This window comes from Streptomyces sp. NPDC001380 (assembly GCF_042895785.1).
In the GTDB taxonomy this organism is placed as follows: domain Bacteria; phylum Actinomycetota; class Actinomycetes; order Streptomycetales; family Streptomycetaceae; genus Peterkaempfera.
The window spans coordinates 81,020-96,887 of record NZ_JBIAWP010000001.1 but is presented as its reverse complement, the minus strand read 5'-3'; the positions used below and the strand labels follow the sequence as shown (position 1 = coordinate 96,887).

Sequence of the window (15,868 nt, the reverse complement as noted above, 5' to 3'; positions counted from 1 at the left end):
CTGCCGCCGCCGTTCCGCGGGCCCTCCGCGGGTCCTGTCCTACTCCTCCGGCTCCCGCTCCCGGGAGGCGGTCCCGGTCGCCGCCACCGGCCGCTGCCCGGCCGCCGCCAGCCGCCCCCACAGGAGGTCGGCGAGGGCCCGGACCATCTCCTCGCGCGGGCAGGGCCGCTCCGCCAGCCACCAGTCGCCCGCCGCCAGCACCATCCCGGTGATGCCGCGCCCCCAGGTCTCGGAGAGCAGGTCCGCCTGCGCCCCCAGGTCGACGTGGCGGCGGACGGACGCGGCGATCTCGTCCGCGATCTTCTGCAGCGCCGGCGCCAGCGGGCGGCCCGGGCCCAGGCCGTCGGCCGCCTCGGGGTGGGTGAGGAAGCGGTACACCTGCGGCCGGGCCTCGATCGCGGCCAGGTAGGTGTCCAGCACCGCCTCGACCAGGTCGCGGCGCTCCAGCGGCAGCGCCAGGGCGGACCGCATGGCGCTCAGCAGCCCGGCGGTGTGGCGCTCCGCCAGGGCGGCGAAGAGCCCCTGCCGGTCGGTGAAGTGCCGGTACAGGATCGGCTTGGTGATGCCGGCCTCGGCGGCGATGGCGTTCATGCTGGCGCGCGGGCCGTCCCGGCGGATGACCCGGTCGGCCGCGTCCAGCAGTTCCTTCCTCCGCTGCCCCGGCCCGCCCGCGGCTCCCGCTGGTGCCGCCGTTCCGTCGCCCGCCATGGCGCCGCTCCTCCCTGGTCGCGCCCGGTGGGCGTTGACATCCACTACTGATCGGTAACAGACTTCGTACGAGGTTACCCGAGGTAACACCAAGGCGCGCGCGTTCCGCGGACCCCACCGGAGAGACCGATGACCTTCACGTTCGAACTCAACGACGACCAGGCCGCCGTCCGCGACTGGCTGCACGGCTTCGCCGCCGACGTCGTCCGTCCGGCCGCGGCCGAGTGGGACGAGCGCGAGGAGACCCCCTGGCCGGTCATCCAGGAGGCCGCCAAACTCGGCATCTACTCCCTCGACTTCTACGCCCAGCAGTACTTCGACCCCACCGGCCTCGGCATCCCGGTCGCCATGGAGGAGCTGTTCTGGGGCGACGCGGGCATCGGCCTCGCCATCGTCGGCACCACCCTCGCCGCCGTCAGCGTCCTCGCCAACGGCACCGAGGAGCAGATCGGCACCTGGGTCCCGCAGATGTTCGGCACCCCCGACGACGTCAGGGTCGCCGCCTTCTGCTCCTCCGAGCCCGACGCCGGCTCCGACGTCTCCGCCATGCGCACCCGCGCCGTGTACGACGAGGCCAAGGACGAGTGGGTGATCAACGGCACCAAGACCTGGGCCACCAACGGCGGCATCGCCGGGGTCCACGTCGTCGTCGCCGCCGTCGACCCCTCCCTCGGCGCCCGCGGCCAGGCGTCCTTCGTGGTCCCGCCGGGCACCCCCGGCCTCAGCCAGGGCCAGAAGTTCAGGAAGCACGGCATCCGCGCCTCGCACACCGCCGAGGTCGTGCTCGACGGCGTGCGCGTCCCCGGCCACTGCCTGCTCGGCGGCAGGGAGAAGCTGGACGAGCGCCTCGCCCGCGCCCGCGAGCGGGCCGCCGCCGCCTCCCGCGGCGAGTCCGCCGGCAAGCGGGGCGGGAACGCCGCCATGGCCACCTTCGAGGCGTCCCGCCCCGCCGTCGGCGCCCAGGCCGTCGGCATCGCCCGCGCCGCCTACGAGGTCGCCCTCGACTACGCGAGGACCCGGGTCCAGTTCGGCCGCCCCATCATCGACAACCAGGGGATCGCCTTCACCCTCGCCGACATGCGCACCCGCATCGACGCGGCCCGGCTGCTGGTCTGGCGCGCCTCCTGGATGGCGGCCAACGGGAAGCCGTTCACGGCCGCCGAGGGCTCGATGTCGAAGCTGTACGCCGGTGAGACCGCCAAGTGGGTGACCGCCCAGGCCATGCAGATCCTCGGCGGCAACGGCTTCACCCGCGAGTACCCCGTGGAGCGCATGCACCGCGATGCGGCCATTTATACGATTTTCGAGGGCACCTCGGAGATCCAGCGCCTGGTCATCGCCCGCACCCTCGCCGGTGTGCCCATCCGCTGACCGCGCCCCCGGTGCCCCGGGCCGGCGCCCCTCCCGCGTGCGGGGGAGGGGCGCCGGCCCGGCCCGTTCCCCGGCCGTCAGCCGTCAGCCGTCAGCGGCCGCCCGGCTTCCGTCGGCGGCCGTCCGGCACCCGTCGGCGGCCGCCCGTCACCCGTCCGCCGCGGACCGGCGGCGCAGGCCGTGCACCAGTGCGTCCGTCACCGCCCGCGCCTGCCGGGCCAGCTCCTCCAGCCGCGCCCCCTCCGCCTCGTACAGCCGCAGCGCCTCCTCGACCACCGCCGGCCCCGTCCCCAGGCCGGCCAGGTCCACCCGGGCCGAGCGGTACCCCTTGCGCAGCGCCACCAGCTCGGCCTCGACCTGCAGGAGCACCTGCCGCGCGAGGAGCACCGGCTGCCGGTGGAGGACCCCGTACCGGCGGTAGGGGGCCGGCAGCAGCCCCCACAGCCAGCGCTCCGCCTCCGCCTCCCACCCGGGCACCCCCGGCGGCGGCACGTCCGGCGGCCACCCGACGGGTGCGCCCCCGGAGCGCCCGGCGGGCGCGCCGGAGGACTGCCCGGCCCGTGCGGCGCCCGGCGGACGGGGGTCCTCGCTCATCCCTCCACCGTGGCCCCGGTCCCGCCCCGGCGCCACCCGGCCCCGACGCCGGCCGCCGGGGCCCCGCCGCCCGCAGCCCCGCCGGCTCCCTCCTCGGTGCCCCGGTGCCCCGGTGCCCCGGGTGCGCGCCGCGGGTACGCGGCGGCCCCCCGGGTAGGCGGCGGACACGGCCGACCGGCCGCCCGGGACCGCCGTGCCCCGGCCCCCGGCGGCCCGCAGAGCCCGGGGTCCCCGCCCGGCCGGGCGCCCACCGGCGCCGGCCGGACCGCCGCGCCCCGCCTGACGAGTGGAGGAGAGAGAGACGATGCACAGCCCAGCCCCGGGAGGACGGGACGCCGCCGGGCGGGCCGCCGCCGGCACGGTGCCTCCCGTCCCCGAGCCCGAACCGCTCCGCCCCGGCCCGGACCGTCCCGAACCGGAGCCGCCGCAGCCCACGCCGCCGCCCGGACCCGTACCGCCGGGTCCCGTCCCGCCCGCCCCCGGGCCGCTGCCCGGCCCCGGACCCGAGCCGGAGCCCGTCCCCGCGCCCCCCTCGCCGGGGCCGCTCCCCGAGCCCGAGCCGCAGCCGCTGCCCGCGCCCGAGCCGCCGCCCCCGTCGATGGGCTGACGCCGTCGAGGGCGCGGCGGCGCCGGTGAGCTGACGCCGCGTGACCCCCGGGCGCCGGACCGGCCGCCACCGGTCCGGCGCCCGCGGTGCGCCCGGCACCGGGGCGGCGGGCACGCCCCTCCTTCTGGTTGAATGGGGGCATGGACAGCACCACGACGGACGGAGCCCGGGGTCGCCACGACCTCGAGCCGTTCTGGCCGTCCCGGCAGGGCCACCACTTCGACCAGACGTGTCCCCGCGTGCCCGGCGCGCACGGACACGCCTCCGCCTGACCGCCCGGACTCCTCCGGGGTCGGGCCGTCGTGTCCGTACCGCGCGCAGACGCCGCCCAGCAGCCCTCTCGCGCGAAGGACCCGAACCCGCCATGTCGAACGTCTCCACCCTGCCGGCGACCCCGCCCACCGCATCCTCCCCCGTCCCGCACCTGCGGGCCCTGCCCCCGCACGCCGCGCGGACCGGCGCGGCGCCGCAGTCCCCGCCGCAGCTCCCGCAGCCGTTCCCCCTGCAGCTCCCCGAGGGCGCCACCGTGCTCGCCGCACTGCCGGACACGGCACTGCCCGAGCAGCTGCTCGCCCGGTACGCCGCCGACCGCTCCGGTGTCCCGATGGTCGGCTACCTCGTCCTGGTCCCCGCCTCCGCCGTCCCGCCGCCCGCGCCGCTTCCCGGTCCCGACCCCCTGCCGGAGCCGGACCGGGGACCCGGGCCGGGCGTCGCCGTCGACACCGACCGGCGCACCGTCCACGTCGACGGCGTGCCGCTGGACCTGACGTACCTTGAGTTCGAGCTCCTCGCCCACCTCACGGCGCACCCCCACCGGGTCCACACCCGCGACCACCTGGTCTCGGCCGTGTGGGGGTACGGGCACGTGGGCGACGGCCGGACCGTGGACGTCCACGTCGCCCGGCTGCGCCGCAAGCTGGGACCGGCCCACCGCGACAGCATCGTGACGGTCCGCCGGGTCGGCTACACGTACGCGCCGCCCGCCCGGGGTGCGGGCGCCTGACGGCAGGGTGTGGCAGCCGCCGGCCCCGGCGGCCCCGGCGGCCCCGGCGCGGTCCGTCCGCGCCCGGCCCCGGGGCCCGGCGGCACCGGGCCCGCCGGTGCGGTCGCCCTGGTGTGACAAGGACCACCCGCGCGGGGGGTTTGGGGTGCCGAAAGCGTGATTAGTGTGGACGGATGCCCCACGAGAGCCCCATCCCGGACCCGCTGGCCTGGCTGACCGCCGCCTACGGCCCCGAGCTGTCCCGCCTGGAGGAGGACCCGGGCCTGCTCGCCGCCGTCGACCAGCACGCCGCCGCGGTGCGCGACGCCGTCCCCCTCGACGCCCGGCACCTCTCCGACTACCTCCTCGGGTTCCTCGACGAGCTGCACGACCGGGGCTGGCGCCCGCACGACCCGGAGCCGTTCCCGGCGCTGCGGCTCACCGCTCTGTGCTGGCTCGCGCGCCGCGCCGGGCTCCTCCCCGCCGACGACTTCCTGGCGTGACCCCGGGTCCGCGCCCGGCCGCCGTCCCGCCGGGCCGTACGGCCGCTGTCCCGCAGGAGGACCTGACCGCAGTGCCCGGTGCCGCCCCCCGCCCCGCGGCGGACCCTCACCCCGCGGCGGACCCGCCCTCCGCGGGGTCCGGCTCCGCGGCCCGGCGCCGCTCCGCGGCGACCGCTCCGGCCGTCTCCACGAGGAAGCGCCGGACGGCGTCCAGCTCCGCCTCGTCGTAGGACCCCGCGGCCGCCACCACCCGGCGGATGAGCGGTCCGAAGAACGACCAGCCGAGGGCGACCGCCCGGTCCTCGACGGAGAGCAGCACCCGCCGCCGGTCGCGGGTGTCGCGGACCCGGCGCACGTGCCCCTGCCGCTCCAGCCGGTCCACCAGCGCCGTGACGGACGCCGAGTTCAGCCCGAGCTGCTCGCCGAGCAGGCCGGGTGTCGCGTCGGTGCCCGCCCGGTCGGCGTCCAGCAGGTGGATCAGGGCCCGCAGGTCGGTGGGGTGGAGCCCGTGCCGGGCGGCGAACTCCGCGCCCAGCAGGTCGAGTTCCACGGTGATGCCGCGCAGCAGGTGCACCAGCTCCAGGCCGGGCTCCTGCCCCCGCGCCCGCCCGTGCCCCCCTCCGCGCCCGCGCCCTCCCTCGCCCCCGTGCCCCTCTTCCGGCCCGTGCTCGTGCGCCTGCCGGTCCGCGGTGTCCTCCACGGCTGCCCTTCCCGTCCGCCGCCCGTCTGCCGCGCCACTCTGCCACGGGACCCTGCCGCGGGACGGCCCGCACGGCTATTGTCTCGATGAACGAGATGATCGGCCAGTGAGGTAAACGCTCCCTCGGAGGTCCCCCGTGCCCGGAACCGCCCCCGCCCCTGCCGCCCCGGCCTTCCGCAGCCCGGCCGACGCCGAGGCGTTCTCCGCCGCCTACGACGCCCTGCTCGCCCGCTGGCCCGTGCCGTTCGAGGCGGTCGACGCCCCCACCGCGTACGGCACCGCCCGCGTCCTCGTCTGCGGCCCGCAGGACGGTCCGCCGCTGGTTCTGCTGCCCGGCGGCGGCGCCACCTCGGCGGTCTGGTACGCCAACGTCGGCGCCCTGGCCCGCGTCCACCGCGTGCACGCCGTGGACCTGGTCGGCGACGTCGGCCGCAGCATGCACCGGGGGCGCCCCCTGCGCGGCGCCGCCGACCTGGCGGCCTGGCTCGGCGAGGTCCTCGACCGCCTGGGCCTGGACCGCACCCACCTGTGCGGCCACTCCTACGGCGCCTGGACCGCCCTCCAGTACGCCCTGCACGCCCCCGCACGGGTCGACCGGCTGGTCCTCCTCGACCCCACGCGGTGCTTCACCGGCATGCGGGCGCGCTACCTGCTGCGGGCCCTGCCGCTGCTGCGGCCCACCGCCGCGCGGGTGCGCTCCTTCCACACCTGGGAGACCGGCGGCCTCCCGCTCGACCCGGACTGGCTGGAGCTGACCGCCCGCGGCGCGGCGGGCGTGCGGCGCCGGAGCGTCGTCGTCATGCGCCGCCCCCCGGCCGGGCGGCTGCGCACCCTCACCGCGCCCACCCTCGTCCTGGCCGCCGCGCGCAGCCGCGCCCAGGACCCCGGCCGCGTCGTCGAGGGCGCCCGGCGGCTGCTGCCGCACGCGCGGACGGCCGTGCTGGCCGGCACCTCCCACCACACGCTGCCGATGCACCCCGCGGACGAGCTCGACCGCCGGATCCTGGAGTTCCTCGCCCGGCCCTGAGGGCGGGGGACCCCCTCCCCGCGCCCGCGGCGCGCCTGTGGGCGCCGCGTCGGCCACCGGGGCCCGGGCCGGGGCGGAGGAGGGCCGCGCCCCGCCGGTCCCCGGGGAGGACCCGAACGGGGACCGGTGGTGGCCGCCGGCACGGCACGACGTCACCGGGCGGGCCCGGTCTCCGTGCGCGGGCCGGGACTCCACCGGCCCCGGAGGCGGCGAGGCCGGCGTGCGCCGCCTCGGCGGCGACCGCGCCTCCTCGCGGTCGGCAGGGCGATCCGGACCGGACGCCGCTGCGGGGCGGAGGCGGCGCCCGGCGTCGTCCGCGCCGCCCCGCGACGGGTCCTGGGCGACCTCCCGGGTCTTCCTCAGCCGTTCAGCAGCCGCCACGCGGTGAGGGCGAGCCCGACCCGTACCAGTCCGGTGGGTGCGGCGAGGTCGACGCCCAGGGTCTCCCCGAGCTGTCCGAGTCGGCGGGCGACGCTCCTGTGGTGCAGGTGGAGGAGGCCGGCGGCCCGGCGCAGGGAGCCGGCCGCGCAGTAGGCCTCCAGGGTCTCCAGGGTCTCCGGGGCCTCCGGGGCCTCCGGGACGCCGGCGACCCGGGCGAGCGCGGCCACGTCGGCATTGCCCCGTGCGGCGTCCCGGGGCACCTCGGCCAGGAGGGCCGGCGCGCCCAGCTCGTCGTAACGGACGACGGGTTCGCGCGAGGTGGTGAAGCGGAGGGCGGTGCGCGCCTCACGCCAGGACCGGTCGGGGCCGGCGGCGGCGCCGATGCCCGCGCGCACCTCCGCCGGCAACCGGGCCCCGTCCAGGGCCGCGGCCAGGACGACGCCCACGTCGGCGAGGGCCGCCGCCTTCACCGGGCGGGCCGGGCAGAGCAGGCCGGCGACCCGGTCGAGGGGAAGCCGCGAGCGTACGGCGGCGACGCACAGGGGAGGACCGGCGGCGAAACCCAGGAGCTGCAGGGCACGTGCTCTGGCCGCCTCGTCGGTGCCGGGGCTGACGGCCAGTTCGACGAGGGCGGGGTCGGCCATGGTGGTGCGGGCCGGTCCGTACCTCTCGACCACCGCCGCGGCGGCCATGGCGAGCCGGTCCAGCAGCACGCCGTCGAGGGCTCCGGGCGGGCCGGGGCGTTCCAGCCACACCGTGCCGATCTCCTCCTCGTCCAGGGTGACCGGCGCCGTGGTGGAGGCGGGTGACGGCGCGGCGGGCGCCTCCCTGCCGTCGGGTGCCATGCGGATCGCACGCCCCGGGCCGCGGAGCCGGATCCCGGCCACGCACTCGGCCAGGCCCGCCGAGGCCCGGGCGAGGGCCGGGAGGCCCGCCCGATGCCGGACGCGCCCGTCCCCGGCCGCTGCTGACCCGGCCCGGCGGTGGGGCCGCCCCGCCGCCCGTCCCTGCGAGGACGGCCGGCGGGCCCGTCCGGCGCGTGCCGCCGTCGGGCCCCTCCGCGGCGCGCGCCTTGCCGCCGTCGGGCCCTCCGGCGCGCGCCCTGCCGGTACGCCCGCTCAGTACGCCCGCGCCCGCGCGCGGTAGGCGGGCGCGAGCCGGGACTCCTCCGCCTTCGGGAAGGCCACCGTGGCCGGGTCGCCGTCCGAGGTGTAGCGGGACGAGGGGTTCGCGGCCAGCCTGTCGAGCCACGCCGTGGAGCCGTACTCCGCCTCCTGGCCGTTGGCGCCCTCGGAGCGGATGCGCGGGATCGCGGCCGCGTCGAAGGAGGCGGAGAACGGGGACGGCGCCGGGTTGGCGCCCACCAGGTACACCCCGCGGTGCTGGTACGACACGCCCTGCGAGGAGCCGCGCACGGCGAGCGCCGCCTGCTCCGGCATGGACCCGAACGGGAGCGCGAACGAGACCACCCGGGCGCCCGGCGCCAGCTGCCGGATCTCCCTCAGGTCGCCCGCGATCTCGTGCTGCACCTCCTCGTCCCCCAGGGTGCGCAGGTTGGAGTGGTCCATCGTGTGGTTGCCGACCTCGAAGCCGTGCGCGGCGAGCCAGCCGAGGGCCTGCTTCCCGCCGGTGGCGGAGAAGGGCTCGCTGTTGACGAAGAAGGTCGCGGTGGCGCGGAAGCCGGGGTGGCGGCGGGCGACGTCCAGGAGGATGCCGAGCGCGCTGTCCGGGGCGGGCCGGCCGTCGGCGCCGAGGCGCACCTGGCTGTTGGTGGAGTCGTCGAAGGTCAGCACGACGGGGTGCGCGCCGGCCGGGACGTCGATCCGCCCGCCGGTGAGCTCGGCGGCGGTGATCGGCACGTACCCCTCCCGGGCGAGCCGCTCCAGCTCGGCCCGGAAGTCGGCGGGGGTGCGGTCGTACACGCTCGCGGGGTGCTCGGTCAGCTGGTGGTACATCAGGACCGGGACCTGCCCGAGCTCGTTCGCCCGTACGGACGCCGGGTCCCTGGGCGCGTGCGCGGACGCCGACCCGGCGTCGCCGGCGGGCCGGGCGAAGGCGGCGGAGGAGTCCGTGCCGGCGGACCCCCCTGCCGAGCAGGAGGTGGCGAGCAGCCCGACGAGCAGGGCTGACAGGACGGGGACGGAGCGGCGGCGCACGGAACCTCCCGGGTGGTGGTGGACAGGCAAGACGTTGCCTGCACGGCCCCCGGCCACAACCGTCCTGGCGCCGAACGGCCCAAGGAATGCCCGCCGGAGGGGGCGCGGCGGGGGCGGGAGGCCGCCGGAGGGGGCGCGGGAGGCTGTCGGAGGGGGTGCGGGTGCGCGGCGGGCGGGTCCGCGATCCGTCCGGGTGATATGCGGCAATTAACAGGATTATCCGACTGTGATCGGTCAATGACTCAGCGACGGGTCAGTCCACGATCAGGTTGGTGTCGAATGTCCCCTGCATCCGCAAGCCGGGCCGGTGCGACCCGGAAGCACTCCTTCCTGCGCACCCGCAGGAGCCGCGTGGCACTCGCGGCCGGCGTCGTCGTCCTCGCCTGCGGCGCCGCCGGCGCCTTCACCGTCCAGGTGCTCACCCCGCAGCTGACGGTCCGGGGCCTCGGCGCCGACTCCGTGCTCAACGCCGCGCACGCCAGGTCCCTGGCCATGTCCGTCACCGCCGACGACACCTCCCTGCTCCACACCCTCAAGGTCACCCTCGACGGCCACCCCGTCCCCACCCGCCTCCACGGCGACCGCCTGGAGATCCAGCCGGGGGCGCTCGCCGAGGGCCGCCACCGCCTCTCGGTGGAGGGCAGCCGCGGCTCCATCCCCTTCACCAGCCCCCGGGCCACCCGCACCTTCACCGTCGACACCACCGCCCCCGTCGTGCGGCTGGAGAGGACCCGGGCGAGGACCCTGCGCTCCCCGGTCACCGTCAGCGGCACCGCGAAGGGCGCCTCCAGGGTCGAGGTCGACGGGCACGAGGTGAAGCTCGGCGACAACGGCTCCTTCTCCACCGTCGTCGAGAACCCGCCCCCGCGCGTCACGGTCACCGCCGTCGACCGGGCCGGCAACCGCACCACCGACGACGTCCACGCCGTGGTCCCGCACCCGCTCATGCGGGCCGCCCATCTCACCGCCATCGGCTGGACCTCCACCGAGCTGCGCGAGGGCGTCCTCGACCTCATCCGGCAGAAGAAGCTCAACGCCGTCGAGCTCGACATCAAGGACGAGGACGGCGAGATCGGCTACGCCTCCCAGGTGCCGCTCGCCCGCAAGATCGGCGCCGCCAAGGGCTACTACGACGCCCGCAAGGCCATCGCGGAGATCCACAGGCTCGGCGCCCAGGTCGTCGGCCGCATCGTCGCCTTCCGCGACCCGATGCTCGCCAACGCCGCCTGGAAGGCCGGCCACCGCTCCTCCGTGGTCCAGACCCCCGACGGGCAGCCCTACGGGGGCGGCAACTACGGATCGCTGTCGTTCACCAACTTCGCCGACCCCACGGTGCGCCGGTACAACACCGACCTGGCCGCCGAGGCCGCCTCGCTGGGCTTCGACGACGTCCTCTACGACTACGTCCGCCGCCCCGACGGGCCCCTGTCGAGCATGCGGTTCCCCGGGCTCGGCAGCGTGACCCCCGAGAAGAGCATCGCCGACTTCGTGGCCGAGACCCGCGCTGTCGTCCGGCCCAGGGGCGCCTTCCTCGGCGTCTCCGTCTTCGGTGTGGCCGCCACCCGGCCGCGCGAGATCGCCCAGGACATCGGCCTCATGGCCCAGCAGGCCGACTACATCGCCCCCATGGTCTACCCGTCGCACTGGGGCGCCGGGGAGTACCGGGTCGACAACCCCAACTCCCAGCCCTACGCCATCGTCCAGCGCTCGCTGGCGGACTTCGTGCGCAAGACCAAGGGCAGCGAGTCCCAGGTCATGCCGTGGCTCCAGGACTTCTCCCTCGGCGTCCACTACGGCCCCGACGAGGTCCGGGCGCAGATCCGCGCCGCGGCCGACGACGGCATCCACTCCTTCCTGCTGTGGAACGCCGGCGCCAAGTACCAGGGCGACGCCCTGGCCGTCGTCCGCTGACCCGCGCCGCCGCCGCACCCCCGCGCGCCGCCGCCCCCGTCCGACGAGCGGACGGGGGCGGCGGCGCGCGGCCGGTCCGCTCAGGTCAGCACGTAGCCGTTGGTGCCGTCGTGCTCGTCCGCGTGCTCCTCGTCGAACCAGTGGCCGTCCTCGGCCAGGTACCGGAATCCGAACCGCTCCTTGGCCGGCAGCGCCACCGTCACGGCGCGGCTGCCGTCGGGGCGCTGCTCCATCGGGTGGGCGCCGGGCCGCCACTCGTTGAAGTCGCCCACCACGCTCACCTGCGTGTGCGGGTGGTCGGCGGGCAGGACGAAGGTGACCTCGACGCGGTTCTTGTGCTTGGTGCGCTCCAACACGGCGGTCCGCTCCTCGCTGGTGGGGGATGTCGAGGCGATCCTCACCCACCGCCGCCGTCCCCGGGGCGGATCCCCGCCCCGCCGCCGCCGTGGCTCACCCGCCCGGCGTCATCCCGAGCCCACGGACCGCCCCTCGACCGCCCCCGGACCGCCCCCGGCCGCGCCCGGACCGTCCCGGGCCGTCCCGGGCCGCGCCCGGACCGTCCCGGGCCGCGCCCGGGCCGCGGCGCCCCGCCGCCCTGCGGCGTCCGGCGGGGTGCGGACGGCCCCGGGGCGAGGTATCACGGGTAGAGGCGTGCGGCCCGCCCGCCTCCGCAGCCGTGCACCCCGCCGCCGCGACGGGCCGTACCGCCCGACGGGGCCGGCCCCGCCCGGCGGGGCGCCGCCACCACGGCGGACGCCGCCGCGAGGGGGCCGGCCCGACCCGGCCCCGCCGCGGGGACCGTGCCGCCACGAGGAGGGAGCCGACGGTATGGCCGCGGATCCCGCGCCGCAGCAGCGGGCCGCCGATGCGGGCGTCACCGCCGCACCGGGCGGCCTGCTCGACCTGCTGCGGGTCGCCGCCGTCGTCCTGGACTCCGACGGGCGGATCGCCCTGTGGAGCCCCGAGGCCGAGCAGGTCTTCGGCTTCACCGCCGCCGAGGCCCTCGGCCGCTACGCCGCCCGCCTCTTCGTGGCCCCCGAGAACCGGCAGCTCGCCATGACCCTCTTCGGCCGGGTGCGGGCCGGCGCCGTCTGGGCCGGCGTCTTCCCCGTCCGGCACAGGGACGGCTCCGACCGCCAGGTCGAGTTCCGCACCATGCGCCTCGTCGACCGCGGCGGCGGCGTCCTCGCCCTCGGCCTCGCCGCGGACGTCAGCACCGTGCGCCGGGTCGAGACCGACATGGCCCTCTCCGAGCGCCTCGTCGAGCAGTCGCCCGTCGGCGTCGGCGTCTTCGACACCGGGCTGCGGTTCGTCCGGGTCAACGCCGCCCTGGCCGGGCTCGCCGGCCGCCCGGCCGCCGCCCTCCTGGGCCTCACCCCGGGCGAGGCCCTGCCGTCCGCGGACGCCGACGAGGTCGAGTCCGCGCTGCGCCGGGTGCTCGCCACCGGCAGGCCCGTCCTGGACCAGCGGGTCTCCGGCGGCCCCCAGGACGAGACCGGGCGCGACCACGTCTGGTCCGTCTGCCACTACCGGCTGGACGACTCCACCGGCCGGGTCCTCGGCCTCGCCGTCTCCGTGATCGACGTCTCCGAACGCCACTGGGCGTCCGCCGAGGCCGTGGAGGCCCGCGAGCGCCTCGCCGTCATCGCCGACGCGGGGGTGCGCATCGGCACCACCCTCGACCTCCAGCAGACCGCCCGGGAACTCGCCCAGGTCGCCGTCCCCCGGCTCGCCGACCTCGCGGCGGTCGACATCCTCGACTCGGTGCTCGGCGACACCGACGACCCCTTCGGCTCCGCCACCGCCGCCGACGGCTCCACCCGCTTCCGCGCCCTGGCCGTGGCCGCCGGCTACCCCACCCAGGCCATCCACGCCGCCGACCCGGTCGGCGCGATCGCCCACTACGACCCCTCCCGGACCATCAGCACCGCCGTCCGCGAGGCCCGCCCCGTCCTCGTCCCCCTCACCGAGGGGCCGCTGATGGGCGAGGTCGCCCGGGACGAGGAGGCCGCCGGGGTCCTGGCGCGCGCCGGCGTCCACTCCTACCTCGCCGTCCCGCTCACCGCCCGCGGCGAGGTGCTGGGCACCCTCAGCCTCTACCGCACGGTCACCCCCCGCGCCTTCGGCCGGCAGGACGAGACCCTCGCCTGCGAGCTCGCCGCCCGCGCCGGCGTCTGCATCGACAACGCCCGCCTCTACGGCCGCGAACGCGAGACCGCCCTCACCCTCCAGCGCAGCCTGCTGCCCCAGGAGCCCGCGGCGCACACGGCCCTGGAGACCGCCACCCGCTACCGCCCCGCCGCCGCCGGCCGCGAGATCGGCGGCGACTGGTTCGACGTCCTGCCGCTGGCGGACGGCAAGGTGGCCCTGGTCGTCGGCGACGTCATGGGCAGCGGTGTGCGGGCCGCCGCCGTCATGGGGCAGCTCCGCATCGCCACCCGCGCCCTCGCGGGCCTCGACCTCGCCCCGGCCGACCTGCTGGCCCACCTCGACGACATCGCGGCCGGCCTCGGCGACTCCTTCGCCACCTGCGTCTACGCCGTCTGCGACCCGCGGCGCTCGCGCTGCGAGATCTCCTCCGCCGGCCACCTGCCGCCGGTCCGGGTCCTGCCCGACGGCCGGGCGGCCCTCGTCGAGATCCCCGTCGCCGCGCCCCTCGGCGTCGGCGGCGTGCCGTTCTCGTCCGTCACCGTCGACACGGCCGACGGCACCCTCCTCGCGCTCTACACCGACGGGCTGGTCGAACGCCGCGACCGGCCGATCGACAGCGGCCTGCGCGAGCTGCTGTGCCTGCTGGAGGGCCCCGCCCGGCCGCTCCAGGAGACCTGCGACACCGTCCTGGACGCCCTGTACCGCTCCCCGGACGACGACGTCGCCCTCCTGCTCGCCCGCCTCGGCGGCGGCACCGCGGCCTTGTAGGGCGGACCGGCGGGGCCTGCGGGTGCCCCGCCGGAGCACCCGGTGCACCATGGGGGCGGGCACGGCACGGGCGGACGGAGGGGCGTATGCACGGACACGCCGGCGGGCACGCCGACGGCGGCGGGGGCGCCGCGGTGTGGGTCGTCGCCGGGGCGCCCGGTGCCGGCAAGTCCACCGTGGCCGACCTCCTGCTCGCCGCGCTGCGCCCGGTGCCCGCGCTCCTCGACAAGGACGTCCTCTTCGCCGGCTTCGTCGCCGCCGTCCAGCGGGCCCACGGCCGGCCGCCGGGCGAGCGCGAGGGCCCCTGGTACGACGACCACGTCAAGCTCCACGAGTACGCCGGCATGACCGCCGCGGCCCGGCAGATCCGCCGGCCCGGCTGCCCCGTGCTGCTGGTCGCGCCGTTCACCGGCCAGATCCGCGACCCCGGCCGCTGGCGCGCGTGGACGGCGGAGCTCGGCGGCGACCCCGTCCGGCTCGTCTGGGTGCGCTCGGACGCCGCCACCCTGGCCGCCCGGCTGCGTGCCCGCAGCAGCCCCCGCGACACGGGCAAGCTCGCCGGCTTCGACGCCTTCACCGCCCGCACCCTCCCCGACGTGCCGCCGCCCGTGCCCCACCGGGAGATCGACAACCGGACCGGCGCGCCGCCGCTGGCCGAGCAGGTCGCGGCCCTGGTCCGGGACGGCTGACGGCGGCGCCCCGCACCTCGCCGCCCCGCCCCGCGGCGGAGCGTCCCGCTCCGCCGCGCGGTGCGGCGAGGTGCGGCGCGGCGGCTACCGGCGGCCGCGGGGGACGTGCGGCCGGTGCAGGCGCAGCCCGTGGAACCGCAGCCCGTGCGGCCGGGGCCGGTGCAGGTGCAGCTGCGGGCGCCCCGGGTGCGTCCGGCGCGGCCGGGCGTGCCCCGACGGCCGCAGGTGCACGTGCAGGTGCGGCCGCAGCCGCTCCCGCTCCTCCACCAGCTCCCGCCCCACCAGGGCGCCGCCGAAGACCACCACCCCCGCGCCGATCAGCCACGACTGCACGATCAGCACCGTCCCCACCGCGCCGTAGCTCACCGCGTTGGAGACGATCAGCGGTGCGAAGACCAGGGAGGAGAAGACCCGCAGACCCACCAGCCCGGCCACGGTCGTCACCGCCCCCGGCAGCAGCCGCCGCCAGGACAGCCGTCCGCCGAGCAGGAAGTGCTGGCTCCACCAGAAGAACAGCACGGCGGCGGTCAGCGTCACCAGCACCCGCAGCGAGCCCCGGCCCGCCAGCAGCCCGCCGCTCAGCACGTCCGCGAAGAGGTAGGCGGTCAGCACGGTCAGCCACACCACACGCCGCCAGGCGGTGTGCCAGGGCCCCGACGGCATGTCCCACACCCGCTCGTACCCGGTCTGCACCACCGAGGCGAAGGAGAGGCCGAAGACCGCCAGCGCGGCCACGCTCAGGGCGCTGGTGGTGCTCAGGACCTTCGCCGGTGCCGCGAAGAGCTCCTGGACGGCCGCTGCCGACCGGCCGGAGATGCCCATGCCGTCCACCACCCACTGGGCGAAGCCGTGGCCGCCCACCGGGTCCGCCGCCGCGACCACGATCAGCAGCGGGACCAGGGTGACCAGCCCCAGCGCCGAGAAGCTCAGCGCCCGGTGCATCAGCTCCAGCTCGCCGCCGCGCCGCCAGCCGCGCCGCACCCCCGAGCGGTGCCAGGTCAGGTGCAGCCGCCGGTACCAGGGGACCGCCGACGGGCGCGGCCGCATCGGGCGGACCGGGTGCAGGATCCGCCGCCCCTCCGGCCCGGTGCCCGCCCGGTCCGGCCGCCCGGTGGCAGGGCCCCCGGGACCGGTGCCCTCGTGACCGGTGCCCCCGGGACCAATGCCCCCGGGACCGGTGCCCTCGGGACTGCGGCCCTCGGGGCCGGTGTCCGCCCGCCGGGGCCCCTCCGGGCAGGGCTCCTCCGGGCAGGGCTCCTCCGGGCAGGGCTCCTCCGGGCAGGGGCCCTTCCGCTCCCCGCCCCCCGGCTCCTCCCGGCC

Annotated in this window: 15 protein-coding genes; 8 read left to right on the top strand and 7 right to left on the bottom strand. The window is 77.8% G+C overall.

The features are described 5' to 3' along the window. Positions 1–39: 39 nt before the first annotated feature. Positions 40–708 (bottom strand): TetR family transcriptional regulator, encoded by a 669-nt coding sequence (locus tag ACFY07_RS00480; RefSeq protein ID WP_390866681.1) that lies wholly within the window; start codon positions 706–708, stop codon positions 40–42. 129 nt (positions 709–837) lie between these two features. Between ACFY07_RS00480 and ACFY07_RS00475 the strand changes: the two genes are divergently transcribed. Next, positions 838–2,079 (top strand): acyl-CoA dehydrogenase family protein, encoded by a 1,242-nt coding sequence (locus ACFY07_RS00475; RefSeq protein ID WP_230647142.1) that lies wholly within the window; start codon positions 838–840, stop codon positions 2,077–2,079. Positions 2,080–2,226: 147 nt separating this feature from the next. Here the strand turns inward: ACFY07_RS00475 and ACFY07_RS00470 are convergent, their stop codons facing one another. After that, entirely contained in the window at positions 2,227–2,673 is a 447-nt protein-coding gene (locus tag ACFY07_RS00470) for a hypothetical protein (protein WP_390866680.1), read from the bottom strand. 747 nt (positions 2,674–3,420) lie between these two features. On the opposite strand from ACFY07_RS00470, the gene ACFY07_RS00465 reads away from it, so the two are divergent. The 3 genes from ACFY07_RS00465 to ACFY07_RS00455 all read left to right on the top strand — a co-directional run bounded on the left by ACFY07_RS00465 (position 3,421) and on the right by ACFY07_RS00455 (position 4,765). Further along, positions 3,421–3,552 (top strand): hypothetical protein, encoded by a 132-nt coding sequence (locus ACFY07_RS00465; protein WP_390866679.1) that lies wholly within the window; start codon positions 3,421–3,423, stop codon positions 3,550–3,552. A gap of 92 nt (positions 3,553–3,644) precedes the next feature. Next, a complete protein-coding gene (locus ACFY07_RS00460; RefSeq protein WP_390866677.1) occupies positions 3,645–4,283 on the top strand; it encodes a winged helix-turn-helix domain-containing protein in 639 nt (212 codons plus the stop codon). Positions 4,284–4,456: 173 nt separating this feature from the next. Then, positions 4,457–4,765 (top strand): DUF6401 family natural product biosynthesis protein, encoded by a 309-nt coding sequence (locus ACFY07_RS00455; RefSeq protein WP_390866676.1) that lies wholly within the window; start codon positions 4,457–4,459, stop codon positions 4,763–4,765. A 106-nt stretch (positions 4,766–4,871) separates the two neighbouring features. Here the strand turns inward: ACFY07_RS00455 and ACFY07_RS00450 are convergent, their stop codons facing one another. Continuing rightward, a complete protein-coding gene (locus ACFY07_RS00450) occupies positions 4,872–5,348 on the bottom strand; it encodes a MarR family transcriptional regulator (protein ID WP_390867039.1) in 477 nt (158 codons plus the stop codon). A 253-nt stretch (positions 5,349–5,601) separates the two neighbouring features. Here ACFY07_RS00450 and ACFY07_RS00445 point away from each other — a divergent pair, with 253 nt between their 5' ends. After that, on the top strand, positions 5,602–6,492 hold the full coding sequence (locus ACFY07_RS00445; protein ID WP_390866675.1) for an alpha/beta fold hydrolase: 891 nt from the start codon (positions 5,602–5,604) through the stop codon (positions 6,490–6,492). 359 nt (positions 6,493–6,851) lie between these two features. Here ACFY07_RS00445 and ACFY07_RS00440 read toward each other — a convergent pair whose 3' ends face one another. After that, the gene (locus ACFY07_RS00440; protein ID WP_390866674.1) at positions 6,852–7,718 is read right to left on the bottom strand and encodes a PucR family transcriptional regulator; all 867 of its coding nucleotides are present in this window, start codon (positions 7,716–7,718) and stop codon (positions 6,852–6,854) included. 273 nt (positions 7,719–7,991) lie between these two features. Beyond that, positions 7,992–9,029: a polysaccharide deacetylase family protein gene (locus tag ACFY07_RS00435; protein WP_390866673.1), complete on the bottom strand. Its 1,038-nt coding sequence runs from the start codon at positions 9,027–9,029 to the stop codon at positions 7,992–7,994. A gap of 351 nt (positions 9,030–9,380) precedes the next feature. On the opposite strand from ACFY07_RS00435, the gene ACFY07_RS00430 reads away from it, so the two are divergent. Further along, on the top strand, positions 9,381–10,940 hold the full coding sequence (locus ACFY07_RS00430; protein WP_390866672.1) for a putative glycoside hydrolase: 1,560 nt from the start codon (positions 9,381–9,383) through the stop codon (positions 10,938–10,940). A gap of 80 nt (positions 10,941–11,020) precedes the next feature. Here ACFY07_RS00430 and ACFY07_RS00425 read toward each other — a convergent pair whose 3' ends face one another. Further along, positions 11,021–11,296, bottom strand: a complete 276-nt coding sequence (locus ACFY07_RS00425) for an isoamylase early set domain-containing protein (RefSeq protein ID WP_390866671.1) — start codon at positions 11,294–11,296, stop codon at positions 11,021–11,023. 472 nt (positions 11,297–11,768) lie between these two features. Here ACFY07_RS00425 and ACFY07_RS00420 point away from each other — a divergent pair, with 472 nt between their 5' ends. After that, on the top strand, positions 11,769–13,859 hold the full coding sequence (locus ACFY07_RS00420) for a SpoIIE family protein phosphatase (RefSeq protein ID WP_390866670.1): 2,091 nt from the start codon (positions 11,769–11,771) through the stop codon (positions 13,857–13,859). Positions 13,860–13,945: 86 nt separating this feature from the next. Next, positions 13,946–14,548 (top strand): AAA family ATPase, encoded by a 603-nt coding sequence (locus tag ACFY07_RS00415; protein WP_390866669.1) that lies wholly within the window; start codon positions 13,946–13,948, stop codon positions 14,546–14,548. Between the two features lie 84 nt (positions 14,549–14,632). On the opposite strand, the gene ACFY07_RS00410 is transcribed toward ACFY07_RS00415, so the two are convergent. Beyond that, the gene (locus tag ACFY07_RS00410; RefSeq protein ID WP_390866668.1) at positions 14,633–15,595 is read right to left on the bottom strand and encodes a ribonuclease BN; all 963 of its coding nucleotides are present in this window, start codon (positions 15,593–15,595) and stop codon (positions 14,633–14,635) included. Positions 15,596–15,868 lie beyond the last annotated feature (273 nt).